The organism is Arthrobacter sp. 01N444, assembly GCF_056399305.1.
Map to the genome: position 1 here is coordinate 16,138 of NZ_JBFTRB010000017.1, position 19,120 is coordinate 35,257.

Annotated in this window: 16 protein-coding genes; 6 read left to right on the forward strand and 10 right to left on the reverse strand. The window is 64.7% G+C overall.

The window, feature by feature from the left end; translation table 11 throughout:
• Positions 1-220: 220 nt before the first annotated feature.
• Entirely contained in the window at positions 221-382 is a 162-nt protein-coding gene (locus AC1DKN_RS16685) for a hypothetical protein (protein ID WP_476857414.1), read from the forward strand.
• Positions 383-439: 57 nt separating this feature from the next.
• Here the strand turns inward: AC1DKN_RS16685 and AC1DKN_RS16690 are convergent, their stop codons facing one another.
• The 5 genes from AC1DKN_RS16690 to AC1DKN_RS16710 form a co-directional block, all read right to left on the reverse strand.
• Positions 440-1,666: an MFS transporter gene (locus tag AC1DKN_RS16690; RefSeq protein ID WP_476871941.1), complete on the reverse strand. Its 1,227-nt coding sequence runs from the start codon at positions 1,664-1,666 to the stop codon at positions 440-442.
• Positions 1,644-2,540 (reverse strand): dihydrodipicolinate synthase family protein, encoded by an 897-nt coding sequence (locus AC1DKN_RS16695; RefSeq protein ID WP_476851189.1) that lies wholly within the window; start codon positions 2,538-2,540, stop codon positions 1,644-1,646. Before AC1DKN_RS16695 ends, AC1DKN_RS16690 begins: the two co-directional genes overlap by 23 nt.
• A gap of 137 nt (positions 2,541-2,677) precedes the next feature.
• On the reverse strand, positions 2,678-3,595 hold the full coding sequence (locus AC1DKN_RS16700) for an EamA family transporter (protein WP_476871942.1): 918 nt from the start codon (positions 3,593-3,595) through the stop codon (positions 2,678-2,680).
• Positions 3,592-4,380: a B3/B4 domain-containing protein gene (locus AC1DKN_RS16705; RefSeq protein WP_476871943.1), complete on the reverse strand. Its 789-nt coding sequence runs from the start codon at positions 4,378-4,380 to the stop codon at positions 3,592-3,594. Before AC1DKN_RS16705 ends, AC1DKN_RS16700 begins: the two co-directional genes overlap by 4 nt.
• A 7-nt stretch (positions 4,381-4,387) precedes the next feature.
• The gene (locus tag AC1DKN_RS16710; RefSeq protein WP_476871944.1) at positions 4,388-4,993 is read right to left on the reverse strand and encodes a helix-turn-helix domain-containing protein; all 606 of its coding nucleotides are present in this window, start codon (positions 4,991-4,993) and stop codon (positions 4,388-4,390) included.
• Positions 4,994-6,176: 1,183 nt separating this feature from the next.
• Between AC1DKN_RS16710 and AC1DKN_RS16715 the strand changes: the two genes are divergently transcribed.
• The gene (locus AC1DKN_RS16715) at positions 6,177-8,591 is read left to right on the forward strand and encodes an HAD-IC family P-type ATPase (RefSeq protein WP_476871945.1); all 2,415 of its coding nucleotides are present in this window, start codon (positions 6,177-6,179) and stop codon (positions 8,589-8,591) included.
• A 770-nt stretch (positions 8,592-9,361) separates the two neighbouring features.
• Here the strand turns inward: AC1DKN_RS16715 and AC1DKN_RS16720 are convergent.
• Positions 9,362-9,718, reverse strand: a complete 357-nt coding sequence (locus AC1DKN_RS16720; protein ID WP_476871946.1) for a hypothetical protein — start codon at positions 9,716-9,718, stop codon at positions 9,362-9,364.
• 564 nt (positions 9,719-10,282) lie between these two features.
• Complete coding sequence (locus AC1DKN_RS16725) at positions 10,283-10,489, reverse strand: hypothetical protein (protein WP_476871947.1); 207 nt, start codon at positions 10,487-10,489, stop codon at positions 10,283-10,285.
• Between the two features lie 72 nt (positions 10,490-10,561).
• On the opposite strand from AC1DKN_RS16725, the gene AC1DKN_RS16730 reads away from it, so the two are divergent.
• Together AC1DKN_RS16730 and AC1DKN_RS16735 are read left to right on the forward strand one after the other, a co-directional pair.
• The gene (locus tag AC1DKN_RS16730) at positions 10,562-10,762 is read left to right on the forward strand and encodes a hypothetical protein (RefSeq protein WP_476871948.1); all 201 of its coding nucleotides are present in this window, start codon (positions 10,562-10,564) and stop codon (positions 10,760-10,762) included.
• Positions 10,763-11,045: 283 nt separating this feature from the next.
• A complete protein-coding gene (locus tag AC1DKN_RS16735; protein ID WP_476851182.1) occupies positions 11,046-11,453 on the forward strand; it encodes a hypothetical protein in 408 nt (135 codons plus the stop codon).
• A gap of 643 nt (positions 11,454-12,096) precedes the next feature.
• On the opposite strand, the gene AC1DKN_RS16740 is transcribed toward AC1DKN_RS16735, so the two are convergent.
• From AC1DKN_RS16740 to AC1DKN_RS16750, 3 genes are all read right to left on the reverse strand, one after another.
• Positions 12,097-13,503, reverse strand: a complete 1,407-nt coding sequence (locus AC1DKN_RS16740; RefSeq protein WP_476871949.1) for an FAD-binding oxidoreductase — start codon at positions 13,501-13,503, stop codon at positions 12,097-12,099.
• A gap of 75 nt (positions 13,504-13,578) precedes the next feature.
• Positions 13,579-16,845, reverse strand: coding sequence for a BTAD domain-containing putative transcriptional regulator (locus AC1DKN_RS16745; protein WP_476871950.1), 3,267 nt, complete (start codon positions 16,843-16,845; stop codon positions 13,579-13,581).
• 247 nt (positions 16,846-17,092) lie between these two features.
• The gene (locus tag AC1DKN_RS16750) at positions 17,093-17,539 is read right to left on the reverse strand and encodes a DUF1003 domain-containing protein (protein WP_476857403.1); all 447 of its coding nucleotides are present in this window, start codon (positions 17,537-17,539) and stop codon (positions 17,093-17,095) included.
• 423 nt (positions 17,540-17,962) lie between these two features.
• Between AC1DKN_RS16750 and AC1DKN_RS16755 the strand changes: the two genes are divergently transcribed.
• Together AC1DKN_RS16755 and AC1DKN_RS16760 are read left to right on the forward strand one after the other, a co-directional pair.
• Entirely contained in the window at positions 17,963-18,409 is a 447-nt protein-coding gene (locus AC1DKN_RS16755; RefSeq protein ID WP_476857402.1) for a hypothetical protein, read from the forward strand.
• 96 nt (positions 18,410-18,505) lie between these two features.
• Positions 18,506-18,892, forward strand: a complete 387-nt coding sequence (locus AC1DKN_RS16760) for an SHOCT domain-containing protein (protein WP_230009371.1) — start codon at positions 18,506-18,508, stop codon at positions 18,890-18,892.
• The last annotated feature ends 228 nt before the right edge of the window (positions 18,893-19,120 follow it).

Below are 19,120 nucleotides of genomic sequence, written 5' to 3' on the forward strand. Positions count from 1 at the left end.
CGCTGTCCGAGGTCGTCTAGATAGTCGAGCATGCGCCTGCCAGGTCGCCGGGTCCTACGGATTCTTCCGCGGGCGAGCCGCGTCAACGTCAGGGCTGCCCGGTCCGGGCTGTCGTCGACCAGTCCCATGGACCAACGCTACCCACCCCGCCAAAGCCTTCTTCCCTTTCAACTGTGGCCACAGGGCGTATGCCGGTGGATTTCTGCCCATCATTAAGGCCATGGCGTCGGTGACCCAGGCAGATCTGAGCGACAGTTGCTTCCGCGGCGGCCGAGAAGGGGCCGAAGTGGCCCTCGACGGCCCCGGGGGATTCCTCTTTGATGACGTCGGCGTTGATCCCTGCGCCGGGCATGACACCCTCGGCCGGCCCGGTGCTCCGTGACGGGGCCATCAGGTTGGAGACATTGCTCGCCGCATACACGCCGCGGATTCAGGCGGGCTAGTGTTTGGACAAGCGTGGACGGGAGCGCTCGATGATGCTGGTGGTCGCAGCAATTGCTGTGAGGGCTGTCGCCAGCAGAAGTGGTGCCCAAACCGTCTGTGCGATAGTTGCACCCGCGACGGCTGTTCCGGCGGATCCTGCTGCGATCTTGAGTGCGCCTACCCAGATGAAGATTTGGCCGCGGGCCTCGATGGGTGCGTATTCGCTTCGCGCGGCGAGGGTTGCCGCGAAGAACATTGCGTTGGCGATCCCTGCCAGGCCGAAGGCAATGAGGGATGTGGGGAGTGTCGGAGAAAGCATCACGAGTATCAGCGTTGCCGCGACGAGTGCGGAGAGGGAGCTCATGAGAGGGTCTGCGTCGCGGCGAAGCGGTCGGAGCATGAGCCCTGCTGATCCGAGGAGATTCCCTATCCCGTAGGCTGCGACCAGTGTTCCGGCGGCCGCGGCGCCGCCGAACGCGGGAGCTGTGGCAACGGCGTAGATCGGTAGCGCGGCGACAGAGAATGCGACGGTCACGGTGAGTCCGAGTGTGCGGCGCAGCGGACCACGTTCCCATATGAGGCTCAGTGTTCGTCCGGGTGATGGCACCCCAACGGCCTTGTTGGGCGGCTCTTGCTTGGGGAGTGCGAGGACGGCTCCAGCACCAGCGACGGCGGCTCCGGCCAGAACCAATGTCGCGGTGAGTGCGTCGGATGCTGCCGCGATCCATGCCACTGCTGCCGGGCCGAGGGTGCCGCTGAGTCCGTAGCTTGCGACGTCCCAGCTTTGTGCTCTGCGTTGGCTGCGCTGCCCGGGGCCGGCGATGGAGGGCAGGCGGCTGCTGATCCCGCCGGTGAGCATCGGCCCGAAGATGCCGGAGACGAAGAGCAGCAAGGCTGGCCAGATCGGCCAGGCGACGGGCAGGAGCAGTGCAGCAGCACCGAGCAGCACCCCGTGGAGGACTGCGGAGCACGCGATGACCTTGCGTCCGTCACGGGCTGTATCGAGGCGTCGGGCGATGAAGGGGCCGAGCACGTGGGGTGCGGTGATTGATGCTCCCAGGATGCCGGCCAGCCAGCCCGGCATCCCGCAGGCGTGCGCGAGCAGCACGATGGCGACCACTGCGCCGCCGTCTGCGCTTCGCACCAGCGTCGCGGCGAAGACGTAGCGCGCCAGCGCCCCGCCCCGGCGGTACTTCCCGCGTGAAACGCCGAGGCCGGCGCTACGGGTTAAGCCCGAGCTCATCGACAATCCTGCCAACATGGGCACGCTGCTCCGCGGTCAATCCCTGGAGGGGAAGCGGCAGGCACGATGGTGATGCCAGTCCCAGCTGTTCCGCTATGGCCGCAACGACCCGGATACTCCCGCCAAACTCGGCGAACGACTCCCACAACGGTGCAAGCCGTTCGGACTCAGCGGTCGCGTCTGAGACCCGCCCTTCCAGAGCGGCCCGGGTGATCCGCAGCGCCAGGGCGGGCAAGGTGCCGCCGATGACGGAGTACCAGGCATCGCACCCGGCGGCCAGTCCGGCGGCGGCCTTTGCGTCACCGGAAACTCCGATGGTCACGTGCGCCGGGACGGCGGCTCGGATTTCCTGAACCCGCGCCTGTGCCTGCTCCGGATCGGCCGGCACACCGGGGATTTTGATGGAGGCGATTCCGGGCAGTTCCGCGATGCGTCCGTAAAGCTCGGTCGTGAAGGTGAAATGGGTGGTGCCCGGGTTGTCATAGACGATCACGGGCAGCGACGAGTTCGCGGTGACGGTCCGGAAGAGTTCGAACACGTCATCTTCGGTGAGGGGCTGATAGGTCATGGGCGCAAGCAGGAGTGCGGAAGCCCCCGCCTGCTCTGCCATTTCAGCGTTCGCGAGGACGTGTGAGGTCCGCAAGGCCCCAACACCAATGAACACCGGTGTCGCGCCGGCGTGCTCGACGGCAAGACGAGCCACACGGCTCCGTTCCTCGCCGCTCAGATACGCGTAGGAGCCCGTGGATCCGAGCGCGGTAATGGAGCCAACCTTCGCCTCCGAGAGCCGTTCGATCAGGCGAACGAAGGCAGACTCGTCAACAGCATCATCTGCCAGAGGGGTCAGGGGGAAGGCACTCAAGCCGGTGAACATGGTTATAACTCCTTAGGTCTGAATAACAGGGAAGCAAAGTCTGAGGCACTCCCTGGGGGACTTAGCTGCGGGCCCTGTCAGCAGGGAATTCCCGCGTAGCGACAGTCTGGCGGACCCCCTATTTGGAGGACTGTCGCTTACTTTGGCCCTTGGCCGATGAGGTCGGGGGCGATGCGGGCGCCGGCGTGTTCGCGGGAGCGCGGTCGCCGTCGGCCACCGCGTTGCGCGGCGGCCCCTGCAAGGACGACGAGCGTGATGCCACCGAATTGGGTGAGTGAGGGCTGCTGGTGCAGCACGAGCAGCCCGAGGAGCACCCCGATGGCGGGTTCGAGGGCCATCAGGGTACCGAACGCCGTGGGCGTCATCCGGCGCAGGGCGAGCATCTCGAGCGCCATTGGCAGCACCGGCATCAGGACGGCCAGTCCGAAAGCGACGGAGAGGACACCGAGGTTGAGATGTCCGGCGGACTGCGGGATGCCGACGACCGCTGCCGTGGCAGCTGCGACGGGAACGGTGAGTGAAAGCGCACCGATGCCCGTGAAGCGGTCGCCGATCCGTTGGGTGAGCACAATGTAGACGGCCCACCCGACGGCTGCGAGCCCTGCCAACCCGATACCGGCGAGGTTGATGTCACCAGCCCAGGGTTCGGTCAGAAGGACGACGCCGAGCAGCGCCAGGGCTGGCCAGATAAGCGCCCGTGCGCTGTGGCTGCGCACCCCGGCGACAGTCAGCGGACCGAGGAACTCGATCGCGACGGCGGTGCCGAGCGGGATGCGTTCGATGGAGGCGAGAAACGCGATGGTCATCAGTCCGGTGGCGACACCCAGCCCCAGTAGCACGGGGACGTCGGGGCGGCGCAGCGCGCGCAATGGGGGTCGGGCAACGGCCAAGAAGACGAGCGCCCCCACACTGAGTCTGAGCCAGGCAGTTCCGGCCGGCCCCACCGCCGCGATCAGATCCACTGACAGTGCCGAACTCAGCTGGACTGAGAGCATGGCCGCCACGGCCAGCCCCCACGGCGGAACGGGGACATTCTTGGGGACGCGCTGGCTCACGGCTGGCCCCTTCGGGCCTGCCGGTCAACGATCGCGCGTATCCGGGAGTGGACGAGCATGTCAGTCTCTTCGTTGGCTGGCGTGCCCGCGGCTATCAGGCGGCGGGCAACGCCGACGTCGGGACCCAGTAGGGTCAGCCGGGCGATCAGGTCCTCGGCTGCGGCGTGGAGCGCCTCATCGGTCATGGGTTCGAGCGCGTCGAGGATGAACAGCGCGGAGGTGGTCTCCTCGCCGAGCTGGGTGCGGCGTGCCTGGCGCCAGTTCCAGCGCCGGCAGGTCACGCCGGCGTCATCGCGCCACACCACCTCGCCGGATTCCGGGTGCTCGATCACCGTGGCGCCGTCGGCGGCGGTATCAAAGGCTTCCTTGCCGGTGGCTCGAACCAGCCGCGGCGCACCGCTGTAGCGGGTCAGATCCTCCCCACCCAGCGGGACCTGGTGGAGCACCGAAACGGCGTTATAGAGGTCGGTGAGACGGTTCACCCGGGGCAACCCGGACACCGCCCGGCGCAGGAGCGCCTCCAGGCTGTTGCGCGTGCGGTTCGGTTTGGCGCCGAAGCCCTGATAAGCCTCGCGCCACGCAGCCACGTGCGGGAGCTGCTCAACCGGCCGGCCGTTGAGCAGCTCCCGGGCTGCGGATTCCGCCGCCTGGAGCATCTCCTCACCGGCCTGGTCACTCGGGCCAGGGACGAGTCCGCCAACGGCCAGCAGCAACGCCCGGTAGTCGGGCCGCAGCGCGAACACGGTGGCGTCAACATGGCCGCCGTCGAGAAATTCCTGAAGCATGCCCGACTCAGGCATCGGACGCCTCCGGCCGGTGACCTGTCCCCACGCCCGGCTCGAAGACGGCCAGGGAGAACCTCGCCGGCTCCGTGCCCGGATTGGCGTAAGAGTGTGCCACGTCGCCCGGGAACGTCACCGCATCGCCCTCATCGAGGGTGAGCAATTGACCTGCGACCTCCACCGTGACCGTGCCCTGCTGGACCTGCAAAAGCTCCTTGGTGCCCGACGTGTGGGCCTCGCTCACATGACGGTCGCCGGGACCCAGCGTCCAGTCCCACAGTTCAACCACGTCCGGCGGTTCGGTGCCGGCCACCAACACCCCGCGGCCGCCGTACTCACCGCTCCACAAAGCAGCGCCCTCACCACTGCGCGTGACCTTCACCGGCTTCGGGCGAGGTGGCTCGACCAACGCCGGCAGCCCCACACCCAGCGCGTCGCTGATCCTCAGCAGAGTTCCCACGCTGGGATTCGCGGCACCCTGCTCCACGTTGATGACCATCCTGCGGCTTACCCCTGCAGACTCCGCAAGCTGATCAAGCGTCCAGCCCCGCGACTGCCTCTCCTGCTTAACCCGGGCGCCGATTGCCAGCGCCAAGCTCGTTGTACTCTCATCCATGAGTGCATCATACTGCACTTATAGTGCACTTATAGTGCACTCGACTACTGTCCGTCGTTCGGCCCCCCATCAAAGAGTGACCGAAAGACCCTCTTGAGCTTCTACGTCGCACCTCGTACCGCCAACCAGGGCCGAACCGTGCAGGATTCTTGTAGACGACCGCCAGTGAGAAACACGGCAGCGACCGTATCCGCTGCTGTCTTGGCAAACAACACCCTTCAAGACACCTCGTCGTGTCTGGAGGATTGAAGGAATCGACAGCGTGCTGGCCCGCCTCGTGTCGTGTCGTGTCGTGGAAATATGTCTCACCGTAAATCGTCTCAGGCGGGTGCTGGCCGGGGGTTCCTGAGGCACAATAGCCGGGCGGGACATCTCCGGTATACGCGTGTGAGTACGTCGGGCCAGGACGCCGGCCCTCACGGCTGTGATGTTCGCGCTGGCATGGCAGCGTTGAGTCGCCTCAGAGTCGATCGCGGACCTCGCTGCGCGGATTCCTTATGTTTCGGGGGAACTCAATGTTTCTGGGGGAGCGAATGCAGTTCGAGTCCCACCTCGGGCACGTGTTTTCCCTGTTCAGAGGCTTGTGAGCGTCTGACTGTGTACAAATCTCCTTTATGGGCCCTGCGGGGCCCATTTTTGTTGGTGGCCGTTGCTGCTGCCGGTGGTTCCTCTCTTGGCGACGACCAGGGTGTCGCCGGCCTGGACAGCGCCCAGGGCTTCGTTCAATCCCAGCCGATCCTTGTTTCTGCCGGTCACGCCGTGGTCACCATTGGTCAGGCCCTCGGGGGTCGCCCAGCCCCGTAAGCGCCTTGCGCGGCGTTGCCAGGCCCTGTTCGTTGGTGCAGACCCGGACGCAGCCAATGATCTGCGCGGGTGCAACTGTCGGGATTGTCCACCCTGAGCGGGACAGTTCTGCGGCCGGGGTATGCGCGATTCCAGGCTTCCAGTATCTGTATCGGATTTTCTCGCCGCGCCAGTGCGGGCGGATGGGTGTCGCGGTGGGGGACCGGCTTATGCGTCGCAGTGCGTCACATTGTGGCGCTACGGCGGATACCATCGGAGGGTGAAGGCATACCGCCGGCGCAAGAGACGAGCCTTTCTGCATCGGCGTGCGTCCCCGGCAGCCAAAGACCGGAAGGCCGCCAGGCGCCGGCCGGCCGCCAAGGGGCTGTCGCAGGGGGAGGTGGCTACGCGGGTCGAGCGCGGGCTTACCAACCGCGTGCCGGACACCACTAGCCGGAGCCTGTGGCAGATCTTCCGGGCCAACGTCTTCACGCTCTTCAACGCAATCGTCGGCACGAGCTTCCTGCTGCTGTTGTTCCTGGGGCAATGGCGGGATGCCCTGTTCGGCCTCGCCGCTGTCAGCAATGCCGTGATCGGCGTCGTCGAGGAATACAGGGCGAAAAAGTCCTTGGACCGGCTGGCTGTCCTCAACGCCCCGCTCGCGCGGGTCTTGCGCGAGGGTCAGATCCACGACATCGCCACGGCCGACGTCGTAAAAGATGACCTCCTGGTGTTGCGGGCCGGGGATCAGGTCACTGCCGACGCTGCCGTACTGGAGTCGTCCGGCCTCGAGGTGGACGAATCGCTTCTCACGGGCGAAGCAGACCCGGTGGGTAAGGATGCGGGGACGGAAGTACTCTCCGGATCGATCGTCGTGGCCGGCCACGGCAACGCCCAGGTTGTCCGGGTCGGAGCGGCGTCGTTCGCGAGCCGGCTGACGGCAGATGCGCGACGCTTCTCACTGGTGAACTCCGAGATCCGCAACAGCCTCAACCGTGTAATGCGCTGGATCGCCTGGATCCTGCTGCCCGTTGCCCTCATCGTGCTCAACGGCGAGATCCAGGCGCGCGGCGGCTGGCAGTCCGCCATTTCCACCGGTGCCTGGACCCCCGCACTCGTGGGACTCATTGCCAGCATGATCGCGATCGTCCCGCTGGGACTAGTGCTGCTGACGAGCGTGGCCTTCGCCGTGGGCGGACTCCGGCTGGCTAAACACAACGTACTGATCCAGGAACTCGCCGCTGTCGAGGGACTGGCACGCGTAGACGTACTGTGCATGGACAAGACCGGAACCCTCACAGAAGGAGGACTGGTCTTCGACGCGGTTCACCCGCTGGCGCCGCAACCGGGATGGGAGCAGGCCCTCGCATGGTTTGGCGCCGAACCCGAGGCAAACGCCACGGCACGCTGCCTGAGCACGGCCTTTGAGGATGATGGCGGCCTTCAACCCGTCCGGTCCGTGCCGTTCTCCTCCGCCCGGAAGTGGAGCGGAGTCAGCTTCAACGGGAGCGCCCGCGGTGCGCGCACCTGGATTCTCGGAGCACCGGAAATGATGCTTGTGCAGGGCGACGACGCAGCCGCACGTCTGAAGCTGTCGATCTCGGCGCCCGACGGCGCAGTACCGCGCCAGAGCGACGTCTTGCGCCAGGCTGGCGAACTGGCCGCATCAGGGCTGCGGACCCTGCTCCTGGCCGGCGCGGATCAGTTGCCAGCCAATGGGAAGGTGGAGCAGCTGCCGGCGTCGCTCCACCCTGTGGCGCTGCTGACCTTCCGGGAACAGCCGCGCTCCGATGCCCGGGAGACCCTCAAGTTCTTCCGGACCGAAGGGGTCGGGTTGAAGATCATTTCCGGCGACGATCCTCGCACCGTTGCCGCCATTGCCCGCAGGGTTGGCCTGGAGGTCACGGAGGGCTTCGACGCACGCTCACTGCCGGAGGACCCGCTGCATCTGGAGGAGGTGATGGAATCAAACACGGTGTTTGGCCGAGTGACGCCGGCCCAGAAGAGGGCGATGGTCGAGGCGCTCCAGCGCCGGGGACATACTGTGGCCATGACCGGCGACGGCGTCAACGACGCCCTCGCGCTCAAGACGGCCGACCTTGGCATCGCCATGGACTCCGCGGCGCCCGCCACCAAGGCAGTCGCGCGCCTGGTGTTGCTCGACGGCCGCTTCGACCGGCTTCCCGGAGTCCTCGCTGAGGGCCGGCAGGTCATCGCCAATATTGAGCGGGTCTCCAGCCTCTTCCTCAGCAAAACGGTCTATGCGACCGCCATCGCGGTGACCTTCGGGCTCCTGCAGTGGACGTTTCCGTTTCTTCCCCGCCAGCTATCCTTCACGGACGGTCTGACGATCGGAATCCCGGCCTTCTTCTTGGCGCTCATGCCGAACCCGCGCCGCTATCAGCCCGGATTCCTGCGCCGGTCCCTATGGTTCTCCGTCCCTGCCGGACTGATCGTCACGGCCTCCCTGCTCACACTGAACGCATTCGCGCCGCTGGCCGGCGCGGCCACGTCCGAACAAGTCAGCAGCGCCTCTGTGCTGACGCTTTCCATGGTCGGACTGTGGATCCTATCGGCCGTGTCGCGCCCCCTCAACGCGGCGCGCCTGGCCGTGGTGTTGGCCATGAGCGCCTCCCTGCTGGTCTCGCTCAACCTCCCGCTCGTTCAGGAATTCTTCCTGCTTTCCCGGCCACCCGGCGGGTTGTTGCTCGCGGCCGTGGCGTGCGGGGCCGCCGGGGGCCTCGGAGTCGAGGTCCTGGCCCGGGTCCACGCCCGGGCCTTCCCGCAACAAGGTCCGGTGGTGAAGAGCGGTTAAATGGGCTCATCAGTTATTAGCGTGAGCCGGGACACTGGGGTCCATTATCGGTACTGGCGCCATAGTCCAGAATATGATTCGAGAGTAATGGTCGGGATGTCCCCGGTCAGCGCAGACAATCTAGGGGATACGAACTTCATGTCCGAACAAACCGGACGCCGCTCCAGGCGCGGCTATACGCCCGTTGACCCCGCCAAGTTCATCCCAATCCACCGTCCCAGTAACGCAGCGCTGCGCGGAGCAGTAGTCACCGGGTTCGTTCTGTGGATCGGGGTTGGAGCAATTTCCGCGGGAGTGCTGGCCTCCTGGTTCAGCACTGAATTGCCTATCTTCCTAACCGCTGCAGTGTTCGGTGCAACCCTGGTCACGGTTTTGGGCGTCCGACACACGACGTGGCTAGGCCGGCGCCGACGGGAAGATTTCGTCCGTTGCGGCGGTGACCCGGCCGGAATGACCGACTTGATGTTCGGATTCATGCGTGGATTCCGGACCCCCAAGGGGGAGTGGGAAGTTCCCGAGCAGGCCTCCGGCGACTACCAGGGCACCTGACCATCCCAGGGCTCAGGAAGATCCCGGTAAGGTGAGACTCTTCGTCGAGCCCGCACACGACTGCGCCAAGGCGACGCCCTGGTCGTCTGAACGCTCGCCCAACGCACGGCAGCGCGGTGGGGTTCGGCGGAACCATCCGGGAACCGCAGTCCGAACACGGCGGTTCAACATGAGCGCGTCTAAGACTCCGAGCCGAGGTCGACGCGTCCGGACAGGAGAGGCTACGTGGGCGGAACGAGCCTGAAGGCGTATCGGGTCTCCGAGCCACCGCTTCCTGGGTTCATCTTGAAATCGACTCTGTCGGCGCCTGCTCCCAGCTGCACTGTCGTTTTGAAGATGTTCCCATTGCAATGGACCTGCACCGGGGCGACGACTTCGACACCGGACCAACTGGCCACCGACAGTTCGGTCCCGGAGGGTCCTTCACACACGAACTGCAATTCGTAGGTGCCGGATTTGGCGGACATTCCGAAGCTGGTCGGGGAATTCGAAGCAGCGGAGCCGGCCAGCTCTCCCGGCACTGCGGGTTTCAGTTGCTTTGATGACCATTCGCCCATGTCCTGTTGCGCTGAAGCCATGGGGTCAGTGTTGGGCCCTATAGCAACTCCGGCGGCTGCTGGCCTGCCGGTCGACGGGATCGCGCTGATCGTGATGGGACCGCCCGCGTGCCTTAGGAATCGCTGGAATGTGGCGTCGCAGTCAACGTCTGTTGACAGCGGAAGCCCATCGCCCTCAACGATCGTCAGCTTGGCGAAGTAGCCGCCGGCACACGCGGCCGTGACGACATAGTCCCCGGGAGCAAGTACAGTCGCCAATTTCCCGGCAGGCTCTGCTTCCGTTGGCATACCAGCGTCCGTTACGGATGCACCAAGCAAACGGGCCACGTCACCAACGTTTTCCTCAAATGACCGGGGCGGCAACGTTGCCCCTTTGGACGATGAGCTAACTGTCTGCTCAGGCGGGTCACTGTACGTGCAACCCGCCAGCGCAAGGACGAGTCCGGCCAAAACAAGCAGTACTCTTCCGCGCTGAGTCTGCATCCCCCAATGAGCTGACATGTTCTGAGCCTACAACCCCGCATTTGGGTGACTGGGGGAGACGGGTCGATCGGAAGCTGCCGCGAGCATACTCGTCGTCGGCAACTAGCCCACGTTCGAAGTCCAATCAGCGTCGGTCTTGCGAAGGGCGCCAAAGATGCTGGCGAAATTCAGGAAGGCGCCCCCTAAGATCAGGAACGCCCCGCACAGCGCGAGCAAGGTATATAAGTCCTCATCGCTGCGGTATTCATCGCTGGCTGCCCGGTCTCCGAGCGGGCCGAAGAGTATCCAGCCGACGGACACGAGGATCACCCCGGCGACTTCACCAAACTCCCGGGCTCACTACTTCCATTAACGTACTGCTCCTCATGGGAGCATGTACTCATGAATCGACGCATCATGGGTCTAGGGGTCGTTTTTTTCGTGCTCTACTTTGTGCTCGGACTCGTCGTGGGTGGGCTCGTCCTGCTGTGGAGCTTCCACTACCAGTGGTGGGTTTTCGTCCTGCTGATCCTGGTCCCAGCGCTTTTATCCTGGGCTACTCTTGCCCTGCTGGAAGGCCGGCGTAAGACCCCGTCCATATAGAGCACGAACGGGAGTACTTGCCGACCATCTGCTCATTGACAGGTCGGCACCCTACCCAGGAGCCAGATCCGCGAGTCGAGGGCGGCGGACCTTGGTTACATCCTGGTCGCGGAAGAGACCGAGACCGCGCGTGAACGACTCTTATGGGGCAGGCCGTGGAACGGGCAAACGGACTGCTCTGGGTCTGCGTGGGGCGGGTGAGGCACTTGCAGGGCCTGAGCGAAGTGGAAGGAATCCTAATCGGGCAAGAGGGCGGTCCGGGCGCCGTCGATATACTCGCTGGATGCGGATCCGTCCAATAGATCTGGTCGACGTGCTGGTCTATCTCGTGGTGCTGGGTGTGTTCATCCAGCTGTTTCCCGACGTCATATCCGAAACATTCCTGTTGGCGCTCTTGACGGCGATCCTGCTGAAGGTCGTCCTTGAAGTCGTGCTGTGGGCGAAGAAGAAAATCGTTGCGCGGATCCGGTCGGCCGATACTCGGCGGGTTCGAATTGTCAGCGCGTTCACCCTGTTGCTGGTGCTGCCGGGGAGCAAGTTCATGGTGCTCGGACTGGTTGACCTGGTATTCGGCGACGCTGTCCGTCTCGGTGGCTTCTTTCAAGTGACTGCACTGATCATCGTTCTCATGCTCGCGCGAGGCGGCGTGCGACGGGTGTTCAGACGGGCCGACGAGAGCGCATCAGCTTAATCGAGGCCATCACGACGTGCGCGCGTGGGTCGTCTGAATTCAGGTGTGTGCTGCCCAGATCGCCTGGAGTGCGCTCTTCACTTCTTGGGTGCGGCTGGTGGCTGCGATGCTTTGAACTGGGCAATTTGGGAATGTGTACTTTGTCTACACTTCGGGCTTCGAATCGGGCCGGATTCCGCATGTCCGGGGGAGTCCAGTGTGTGCGGGAGAGGGAATGCAGTTCGAGTCCCACCTCGGGCGCTGTGTTTCCCCTCGTCAGGGGGGTGGGTCATTCGGGTTTCCTTTCCGAGTTGTTTTGGTGGCTGTGGTTGGCCTAATACCTATTCATGCCGTGGAGTACTGACGACATAACCTGCGGGGATTTATTGAAGACCTTCTTCTCCGGAATCCTTTGTTTACCGGCGGCTTGGGGGAAGGCTGGTTCCCATTTGTCCGGCCAAGAGGGGTGTGTGGGGTGTCCACACCGGAGTGAGTGTCCTGCCGTTGCTGCTTTGTGGCTCGCTCCTTGCCTGCTTCCCACGAGACGGGCAGGAAGACCCCCGGAAACCCAGGGATCTTCCTGCCTCAACTCACGCAACTTCAGGTAAGGGGTTTGCTGGGTGCAGCGGACCCATCCGAGGTGCCTCTGGCGCAGGCAGTGCTGTCACACCGTGGGGGCGATGTTCTGGTTCAACCGGAATAGATTGGTGGGGTCGTATTCGTTTTTCAGTTCCACGAGCCGCCGGTATGTATCCGCCGGGTACGACGCCCGGACGAGCGCCGTATTCGCTTCACCTGTGAAATTCACGTAGGCCGTCACATCCGGACCGAGCGCAGACGTCACGCCCCGGGCCCATTCGACGACATCCGCGAAGCCTTCCGCTGTCGGCGTGCGCGCAACAACATTGACGATGAATTCCTGGTCGCGGAGTGCGAAGGCCGTTGCTTCGGCAGGAACCCGGCCGACCGCGCCGCCAAGGTGGTGCAGGTGAATCTGCGTCATGGTGCTGGGCAATGCCGCAAACGAGTCCAGCAGCACGCGCACGGACGCGTCGTCGGCGGCGCGCAGAAATGCCGAGCGGAAATAGTTGTGCACGCCCCGCGGGTACAGCGGATCGAGCGCCTGCTGCCATCCCGCGTACGGGTTGGCCGCGAACACATCGGCGATGACCGTGCCCAATGACCGGAAGGGTGCGGTGGCGGCCTCGCCGGCATCTAGATCGCCGGACCAGCACCCTCCCACAGCGATGACCGGCTTGCCGTGCACTGATTCTGGCAGGAACGGGACCGGCGGCGCCATGGTCATGTTGACCAACGTGGTCAGCTCATCGGGGGCCGCCGCGCAGGCCGCCCGATAGCCGCGCAACACCTGCTCCGCTTCTTCTGCGGGGTAGAAAACCAGGCCGGAAAGGACCATGGGCCCCACTTCGTGCAATTGATACTCGAAGGACGTCACCACACCGAAATTGCCGCCGCCGCCGCGCAGCCCCCAGAACAGATCGGGGTGCTCATCGGCACTGGCGTGAATAAACTGCCCGTCAGCAGTGACGACGTCGGCGCCGACCAGGTTGTCGCTGGCCAGCCCGTGCTTGCGCACGAGCCAGCCGATGCCGCCGCCGGTGGTGAAGCCGGCGATGCCGGTTGAGGACACCAGGCCACCGGTCACCGCAAGCCCGAATTGCTGGGTCTCTGCATCCAGGTCCTTCCAGGTACACCCTGCCTGTGCCGCCACGCGGCGGCGGGCTGGGTCCACCTGGACCCCCTTCATCAGCGAAAGGTCCAGCACGATACCGTCATCGACGGTGGAAAACCCCGGGATCGAATGTCCACCGCCGCGAACCGACAACGGCAACCCCTCGCTGCGCGCGAGATCGACCGTGCGGATCACATCTGCCACACCCGCACAGCGTGCGATGAGCGTCGGGCGCCGGTCGTGGGCCCCGTTCCAGATGCTGCGTTCGTGGTCGTAGGCCGCGTCCCCTGGCCTGACGACCGTGCCGCGCAGCCCGGCGGCGAACTCGGCGATGGTGGCCTCGCCGATGCGGGTCGGCCTAGTCTGCGTCGTTGTCACGATGCGTTCCTCCTGATTGCTGTTGGTTGGTCAGATCCATTTGTCAGATCCAGGAATCACGCTAGTGAACCGTACTCAACGAGCACTCAACGCCGTCTCAACATCATCATCCGGGTCCCGCCTACGCAGTGCGGCCAGCCGCTGACCGGCGATGAGGCATTTCGTTCGGTCGAAAATTTCCCCAGCCCTGTCAATTTCCCGGGCCGCCCGATGTGGGTCGCCGAGCTCGTTGGATAGCTCTGCCACCATCAACCGCTGCCAGCCAGTGTGTCGCCGCCATGGGGCGACTTTTTCCGCTGCCTGCCTGTACATTTCCCGCGCTGCCCGGACCTCCCCGGAGATCAGTTCGGCGGCACCGAGAATGGTCAGCGTGGCGCCCATCCCCACCTGATCTCCCGCGGACTCGAACCCTGAAAGGCAACGCCGAGCGTCTGTCAGGCCGCGGTCGATATCACCACCCATGGCGCGGAGCAGGGCGATATTAATCTCGGTCAGCAGCTCGCCGCGTCGGTCGCCGAGACCGAGCCGAAGCTCCCGCGCCAAGGACAGGGCCTCATCGGCCGCACTGTGGTCGCCACAGTCGCGCAGAATGCAGCCAAGTTGGTGGAGTGTTTGCGCCCTGGCCAGGTCATCTCCTAACTCGGCGAAATGTTCGGCTGCATCCGTGATGACGGATATCGCAGACTGAGTGTCTCTCGAAAGCCTGGCCGCGTAGCCGATCGCGGACAGCACGTAGCCTTTGGCTTGGATGACGCCGACCCGCCGGCCCAACAGCAGGGTTTCCTCGACGCAGGGCACCAACCGTCCGGCGATCGGGACCAGTTGCAGGCTGGGCGTGATCACCGGCAGGAAGGGTGGAGTGCTGGTATCAGACTGCGCGAGTTCGCTCAGGCAGGTGTTTAGGTGACGGGCGGCGAGTGGTCCGTCCTCCCGGGACAACGCGCACTGGCCGAGCAGCCAACTGCTGGCTGCGCAATGTTCGGGTCTGCCACCCTCGACTGCCTCGGTGTGCACGTCGGCCGCCAGCTGTTCGGCCTCGTCCAGGTCGAAAGTGCTCCAGGCGAGCGAGGTCTCAATGAGCCGGGCCATCGTCACCTCGTCGGGGTTGCCGATCTCCCGCATAATTGCCAGGGCCTCCGCGCCGAGCGCCCGATGCCGATCGCCACGGCCCTGCCGGCTGTCCAGCCCGGTCAGGCCGATCAGAGCGGCCGCGCGAGGCCGGGTCGAGTCGGGAGCCACCGCCAAGGCACGCTCCACCCAACGTGCTCCCTCGACCGCGTGACCGCGGAGGAACCAGAACCGCCACAGGCTGGCCGCGAGCCGGAGCGCGGTCCCGGGCTCGTGGGCGCACGACCAGCGCAACGCAGCGCGCAGGTTGTCGTGCTCGCGGTCGAGCAACTTCGGCTGTTCGATGACCACCCCGGTGGCCCGTTCGGGATTGTGGGATTCGGCGACGGCAAGGAAGTAGGCGCAATGCGCAGCCGCCAGTTGAGCCGCCTCACCTGCATGATCGAGATTCTCTCGGCCAAACTGGCGGACCGTCTCCAATTGCCGGTATCGGGTCCCGGCGCCCCTCCTTTCGGTGACCACCAAAGACTTGTCCACCAGCTTGGCCAACAGGTCGAGCAGTTCGACCTGCTGGAGGGGCGCGTCAGCGCAGACTGCTGCCACAGCGTCGAGGGTGAAACCACCCGCGAACACAGACAGCCGGCGCAGCAGAACCTGCTCCGGTTTGGTGAGCAGTTCGTGGCTCCATTCCAAGGTGCCACGCAGCGTCTGGTGCCGTGTGACGCCGCTGGTTCCCCCGCCGAGCATGGACAAAGCATCGCCCAATCCCTGGACGATCTCGGCGGGTTCGAGTACGGCCGTCCTGGCCGCGGCCAATTCGAGGGCCAGCGGCATCCCGTCGAGCCGTCGGCACAACTCTGTCACCCCCTGCGCGTTGTCGGCGTCGAGCGCGAAACCCGGCCGGACCTGCGCTGCCCGCTCAACGAAAAGCCGGACAGAGGGCAGACGGCCCAGCACGGCCAGATCGAGAGCGTCAGTCGGCAGGGGCGAGGGCAGGGGCAATGACGGCACCCGGTAGGTGTACTCCCCGTCGGCATGGAGTGGCTCCCGGCTGGTGGCCAGCACTTTGACCCCAGGGGATCCGTCAAGTAGCGCGACGACGAGTTGCGCACAGGCCGCGAGCAAGTGTTCGCAGTTGTCCAGCACGAGGAGCAGCGAGCGTCGCCGCAGTTGGTCGACCAGCGCTTGCACGCGGCTTGGTGCAGCGCCGGAATCCAACCCGAGGACCTCGGCTACGGCATCGGCCACCAGCAGCGACTCCCCAACGGCCGCGAGGTCAACGAACCAGACTCCGTCCACGTACTCAGGACGAACTGTCTTCGCGGCCTCCAAGGCCAGTCTGGTCTTGCCGCTGCCGCCAGCCCCGGTGAGGGTGAGCAGGCGAGCATGGCCCATCAGCCGCTCGACGTCAACGAGCTCACGCTCGCGCCCGATGAAGCTTGTCAACGGGGATGGCAGATAGCTGATGGCATCGTCTTTGCCGGTCACTCCGGCGGGCTGGTGGAGGCGTTCCTCGGGCGGCGAGCCGGTCAACAATTCGCGAAACAGTTCCACCGTCCGGGTGTCCGGGTCGGTCCCGAACGCGTCGAGGAGTTCGTCGACCAGCCGCTCATATCGTGCCAATGCTTCCGACCGCCGGCCCATCCCAGCCAGCACCACCATCTGCGCGCGCACGGCTCCCTCGTGAACGGGATCGGATTCGAGCGCATGGGTGAGGATGACCAACGCTTCCTCCGGTGCGCGTTGCGCCACCGTGGACGCCAGTTTCACCAGTACCTCGCGATGGATTTCCCGGAGCTCATCGCGGCGTGTCGTCAGCCAGTCCGCATCCGGCAGTTCCGGCAGAAGATCACCAGTGTACAAGTCGGCCGCATCGCGCAGGCCGGCCTCGACACCTGCAGCCAACGCTGCCACGGCCGAACGTTCGAACTGCAGGACATCGACATCGACCGGGCCAGTGTCATCCAGCACGACCACTTCACCGCGGATGGCGAGCAGCCCGTCGCTGCCGGCTCCAGCGCTAGCGAGCGCACGGCGAGCGACGTACAGGGTCTGATGCAGATTCCGTGCGGCGGCCACCGGCTCCATGTCAGGCCACAGGCGGTCCAGTACCTGCTCGCGACGGTTACGCTGACCACGCGCCAGCGCCAGCATTGCCACCACGGCCTTTGCCTTCTGCAGCCGCCAGTGGCTGTTCTCGACGGCGTTCCCGTTGACGTACACGATGAACGAGCCGAGAAGCTGGATGCGCAACCCGCTTTGGGTAGGCTTCATGGTTCTTCAGTATCCGCCCGCCAACCGGGGTTGTCGAACAACGAAATTTCCACACGCGCGCTGCCTTGGCGCACTCTGTGAGCGCCCCATCAGACAACTCATGACAACGGCACCGCAGGTCACTGCCCGGGGTGTGGCACGTCGGGGCCCGCTTACGGGAGGTTTCGCTGCCGTTTTACGGGGCACCTCTTTGCGGAACGCCTGAGCCGTTAGCCAGGGTTGCCGGCTGCCGGTATCGGCTCATCTTTTAGGCCGGGCGGGCGCTAGTTGAAAGGCTGCTTTCGTTTGGTCCGTGTTCTGTGAGTTGCTGAAGTTCGCGGAGAATCTCCAACTGCTGGCGGTTAATGTCCATCAGGAGATCGATCTCTTCCTTGGACTTCAGGTTCGTAGTGTAGTCATGCTGGGCCATGGCCCCTGCGATGGCATCCTGGCGTTTGGCGGCGATGAGCAGAATTGCTCCTTGCAGACCGGCCAGCATGGACAGAAAGAGGTTAAGAAGGATGTAGGGGTACGGATCCCAGGCATGGGTCGCCAGCGCCCAGGTGTTTACGGCGGCCCAGACCAGCATGAAGGCGATGAAACCTCCCACGAAAGGCCAGCTCCCCATCCCGTTTCGCATGAGGTCCGCGGCCTGCTGCCCGCGGGTGAGGGAAGCCTTGTGCTTGTCGTGCCAGGTGTTCGGTTCTCCGGTCATCCTCCACCCTAACCAGACCCGACGGCTGGGACCTGCTTCTCCGTTAGTCTGCGCCATGAGTCCTAGCCCTCCGGTGCCGTCGGATCTCCCGGCACCTGCCCCGTGGCGGTGACTCCGGGACTGGTGCTCAGCTGCCGGGACGAAATGGAGGGAATGCAGTTCGAGTCCTACCTCGGGATGGCTCGCTTTTGGTGCTCTTCGCTCATGCCCCGGTGGCTGTGGAGCATAAGTCTGAGTTGGGCGTTCGTGCCGCCTTCAATCCGGTTGGTAGTGGAGGCCATCTCGAGTCCGGTGAACTCGTGGTTCTGCCGCTACGTATCACCTTCCCCGGATGAGGCCCACGCCCGCGTTACGGGTAGACAATGGTCGGACTTGCGTGCGGCAGGGTTCCCTGCCGCATTCCATTTCGGAAAGGGGCCTCCAGTGTCCAGACCACACCCGATCCTCGCCGGATCGATCGCAGCCGGGGCAGCCATCGTACTGCTCACGGGTTGCGGCACGTCCAGCCCCGGCACCAGTGTCAGCAGCGCCAGAGCGGAGAAGAACGTTTCGCAGGCCTGCGCTGCTGCCAGTGCCTTCGCCGGATCCCTGACAAATTTCAAACAGACACTCAAACCTGGTGCCACGATAGAACAGATCAAATCGGCACGGGAACAGGTCGCGAAGACCTACGACGACCTGGTCAAGGCCAGCCAGGATGTAGCCAAAGACGAAATGGACGCAGTTAAGACGGCCGAAAACAAGTTCGACGCAGCCGTCAGAGCCGTCCCGGATGATGCCACCCTTACTCAGGCGGCCGCCTCCCTGCGGGACGACGCCGCCAACGTCCAGGCCGCGGTCAGTGACCTCCAAACGGCGACTAAATGCTGACCTCAAGGCCCCTCCGGGCAGGTCTGCAGCTAGCCTCAGTCCTGCCCGGCTGCATTCCCGACCCACTCCGCTCCTACAGAAAGCAGGGAAGTTGACATGAGTTTCTGGGAAAACTTTTGGGATATTTTCTGGTGGTTCTTCCTCGTATACGCGTTCATCGCCTTCCTCTGGGCGTTGTTCGCCGTCATCGGCGACTTGTTCCGCGACGACATGCTGAGCGGTTGGTGGAAAGCCGTCTGGATCCTCTTCCTGGTCTTCGTGCCCTTGTTGGGTGTGCTGGTCTACGTGATTGCCCGCGGTAAGGGCATGACGGAGCGGTCCATGGCACGGGCCCAGGAGAACCGGGAGGCCTCGGATGCTTACATCCGCAGCGTCGCTGCACCGAGTCCGAGCGACGAGATCTCCAAAGCCACGGCTCTTCGGGACTCCGGAACAATCAGCGCTGATGAATTCGAAAGAATCAAGACCAAGGCTCTGGTCTGAGAGCGCCATCGACCCAGCACCGCGTGGCAGCAGATGCAATGACCATGGACGAGGTGGTGTCTTAGTCCTCGACCAGGGTGCGGTGTCCTTCTGCGCAACCTCCAGACTGTCGCTCCATGCCATTGGGCGGCACGGTGGCCGGTTGCCAGCCGTCGAGGGCGTTCCCGCAGGCGGTTCGGACCGGCCGAGGCTGCGAGGCATAACCCGATCAGTGGACTCTCTGGCTGC

Bases quoted from the DNA above. Each gene is read 5' to 3' on its own strand.
- AC1DKN_RS16685 (WP_476857414.1), top strand. From the start codon at position 221: ATGGCGTCGGTGACCCAGGCAGATCTGAGCGACAGTTGCTTCCGCGGC.
- AC1DKN_RS16690 (WP_476871941.1), bottom strand. From the start codon at position 1,666: ATGAGCTCGGGCTTAACCCGTAGCGCCGGCCTCGGCGTTTCACGCGGG.
- AC1DKN_RS16695 (WP_476851189.1), bottom strand. From the start codon at position 2,540: ATGTTCACCGGCTTGAGTGCCTTCCCCCTGACCCCTCTGGCAGATGAT.
- AC1DKN_RS16705 (WP_476871943.1), bottom strand. From the start codon at position 4,380: ATGCTTCAGGAATTTCTCGACGGCGGCCATGTTGACGCCACCGTGTTC.
- AC1DKN_RS16710 (WP_476871944.1), bottom strand. From the start codon at position 4,993: ATGGATGAGAGTACAACGAGCTTGGCGCTGGCAATCGGCGCCCGGGTT.
- AC1DKN_RS16720 (WP_476871946.1), bottom strand. From the start codon at position 9,718: ATGGCTTCAGCGCAACAGGACATGGGCGAATGGTCATCAAAGCAACTG.
- AC1DKN_RS16730 (WP_476871948.1), top strand. From the start codon at position 10,562: ATGAATCGACGCATCATGGGTCTAGGGGTCGTTTTTTTCGTGCTCTAC.
- AC1DKN_RS16735 (WP_476851182.1), top strand. From the start codon at position 11,046: ATGCGGATCCGTCCAATAGATCTGGTCGACGTGCTGGTCTATCTCGTG.
- AC1DKN_RS16745 (WP_476871950.1), bottom strand. From the start codon at position 16,845: ATGAAGCCTACCCAAAGCGGGTTGCGCATCCAGCTTCTCGGCTCGTTC.
- AC1DKN_RS16750 (WP_476857403.1), bottom strand. From the start codon at position 17,539: ATGACCGGAGAACCGAACACCTGGCACGACAAGCACAAGGCTTCCCTC.
- AC1DKN_RS16760 (WP_230009371.1), top strand. From the start codon at position 18,506: ATGAGTTTCTGGGAAAACTTTTGGGATATTTTCTGGTGGTTCTTCCTC.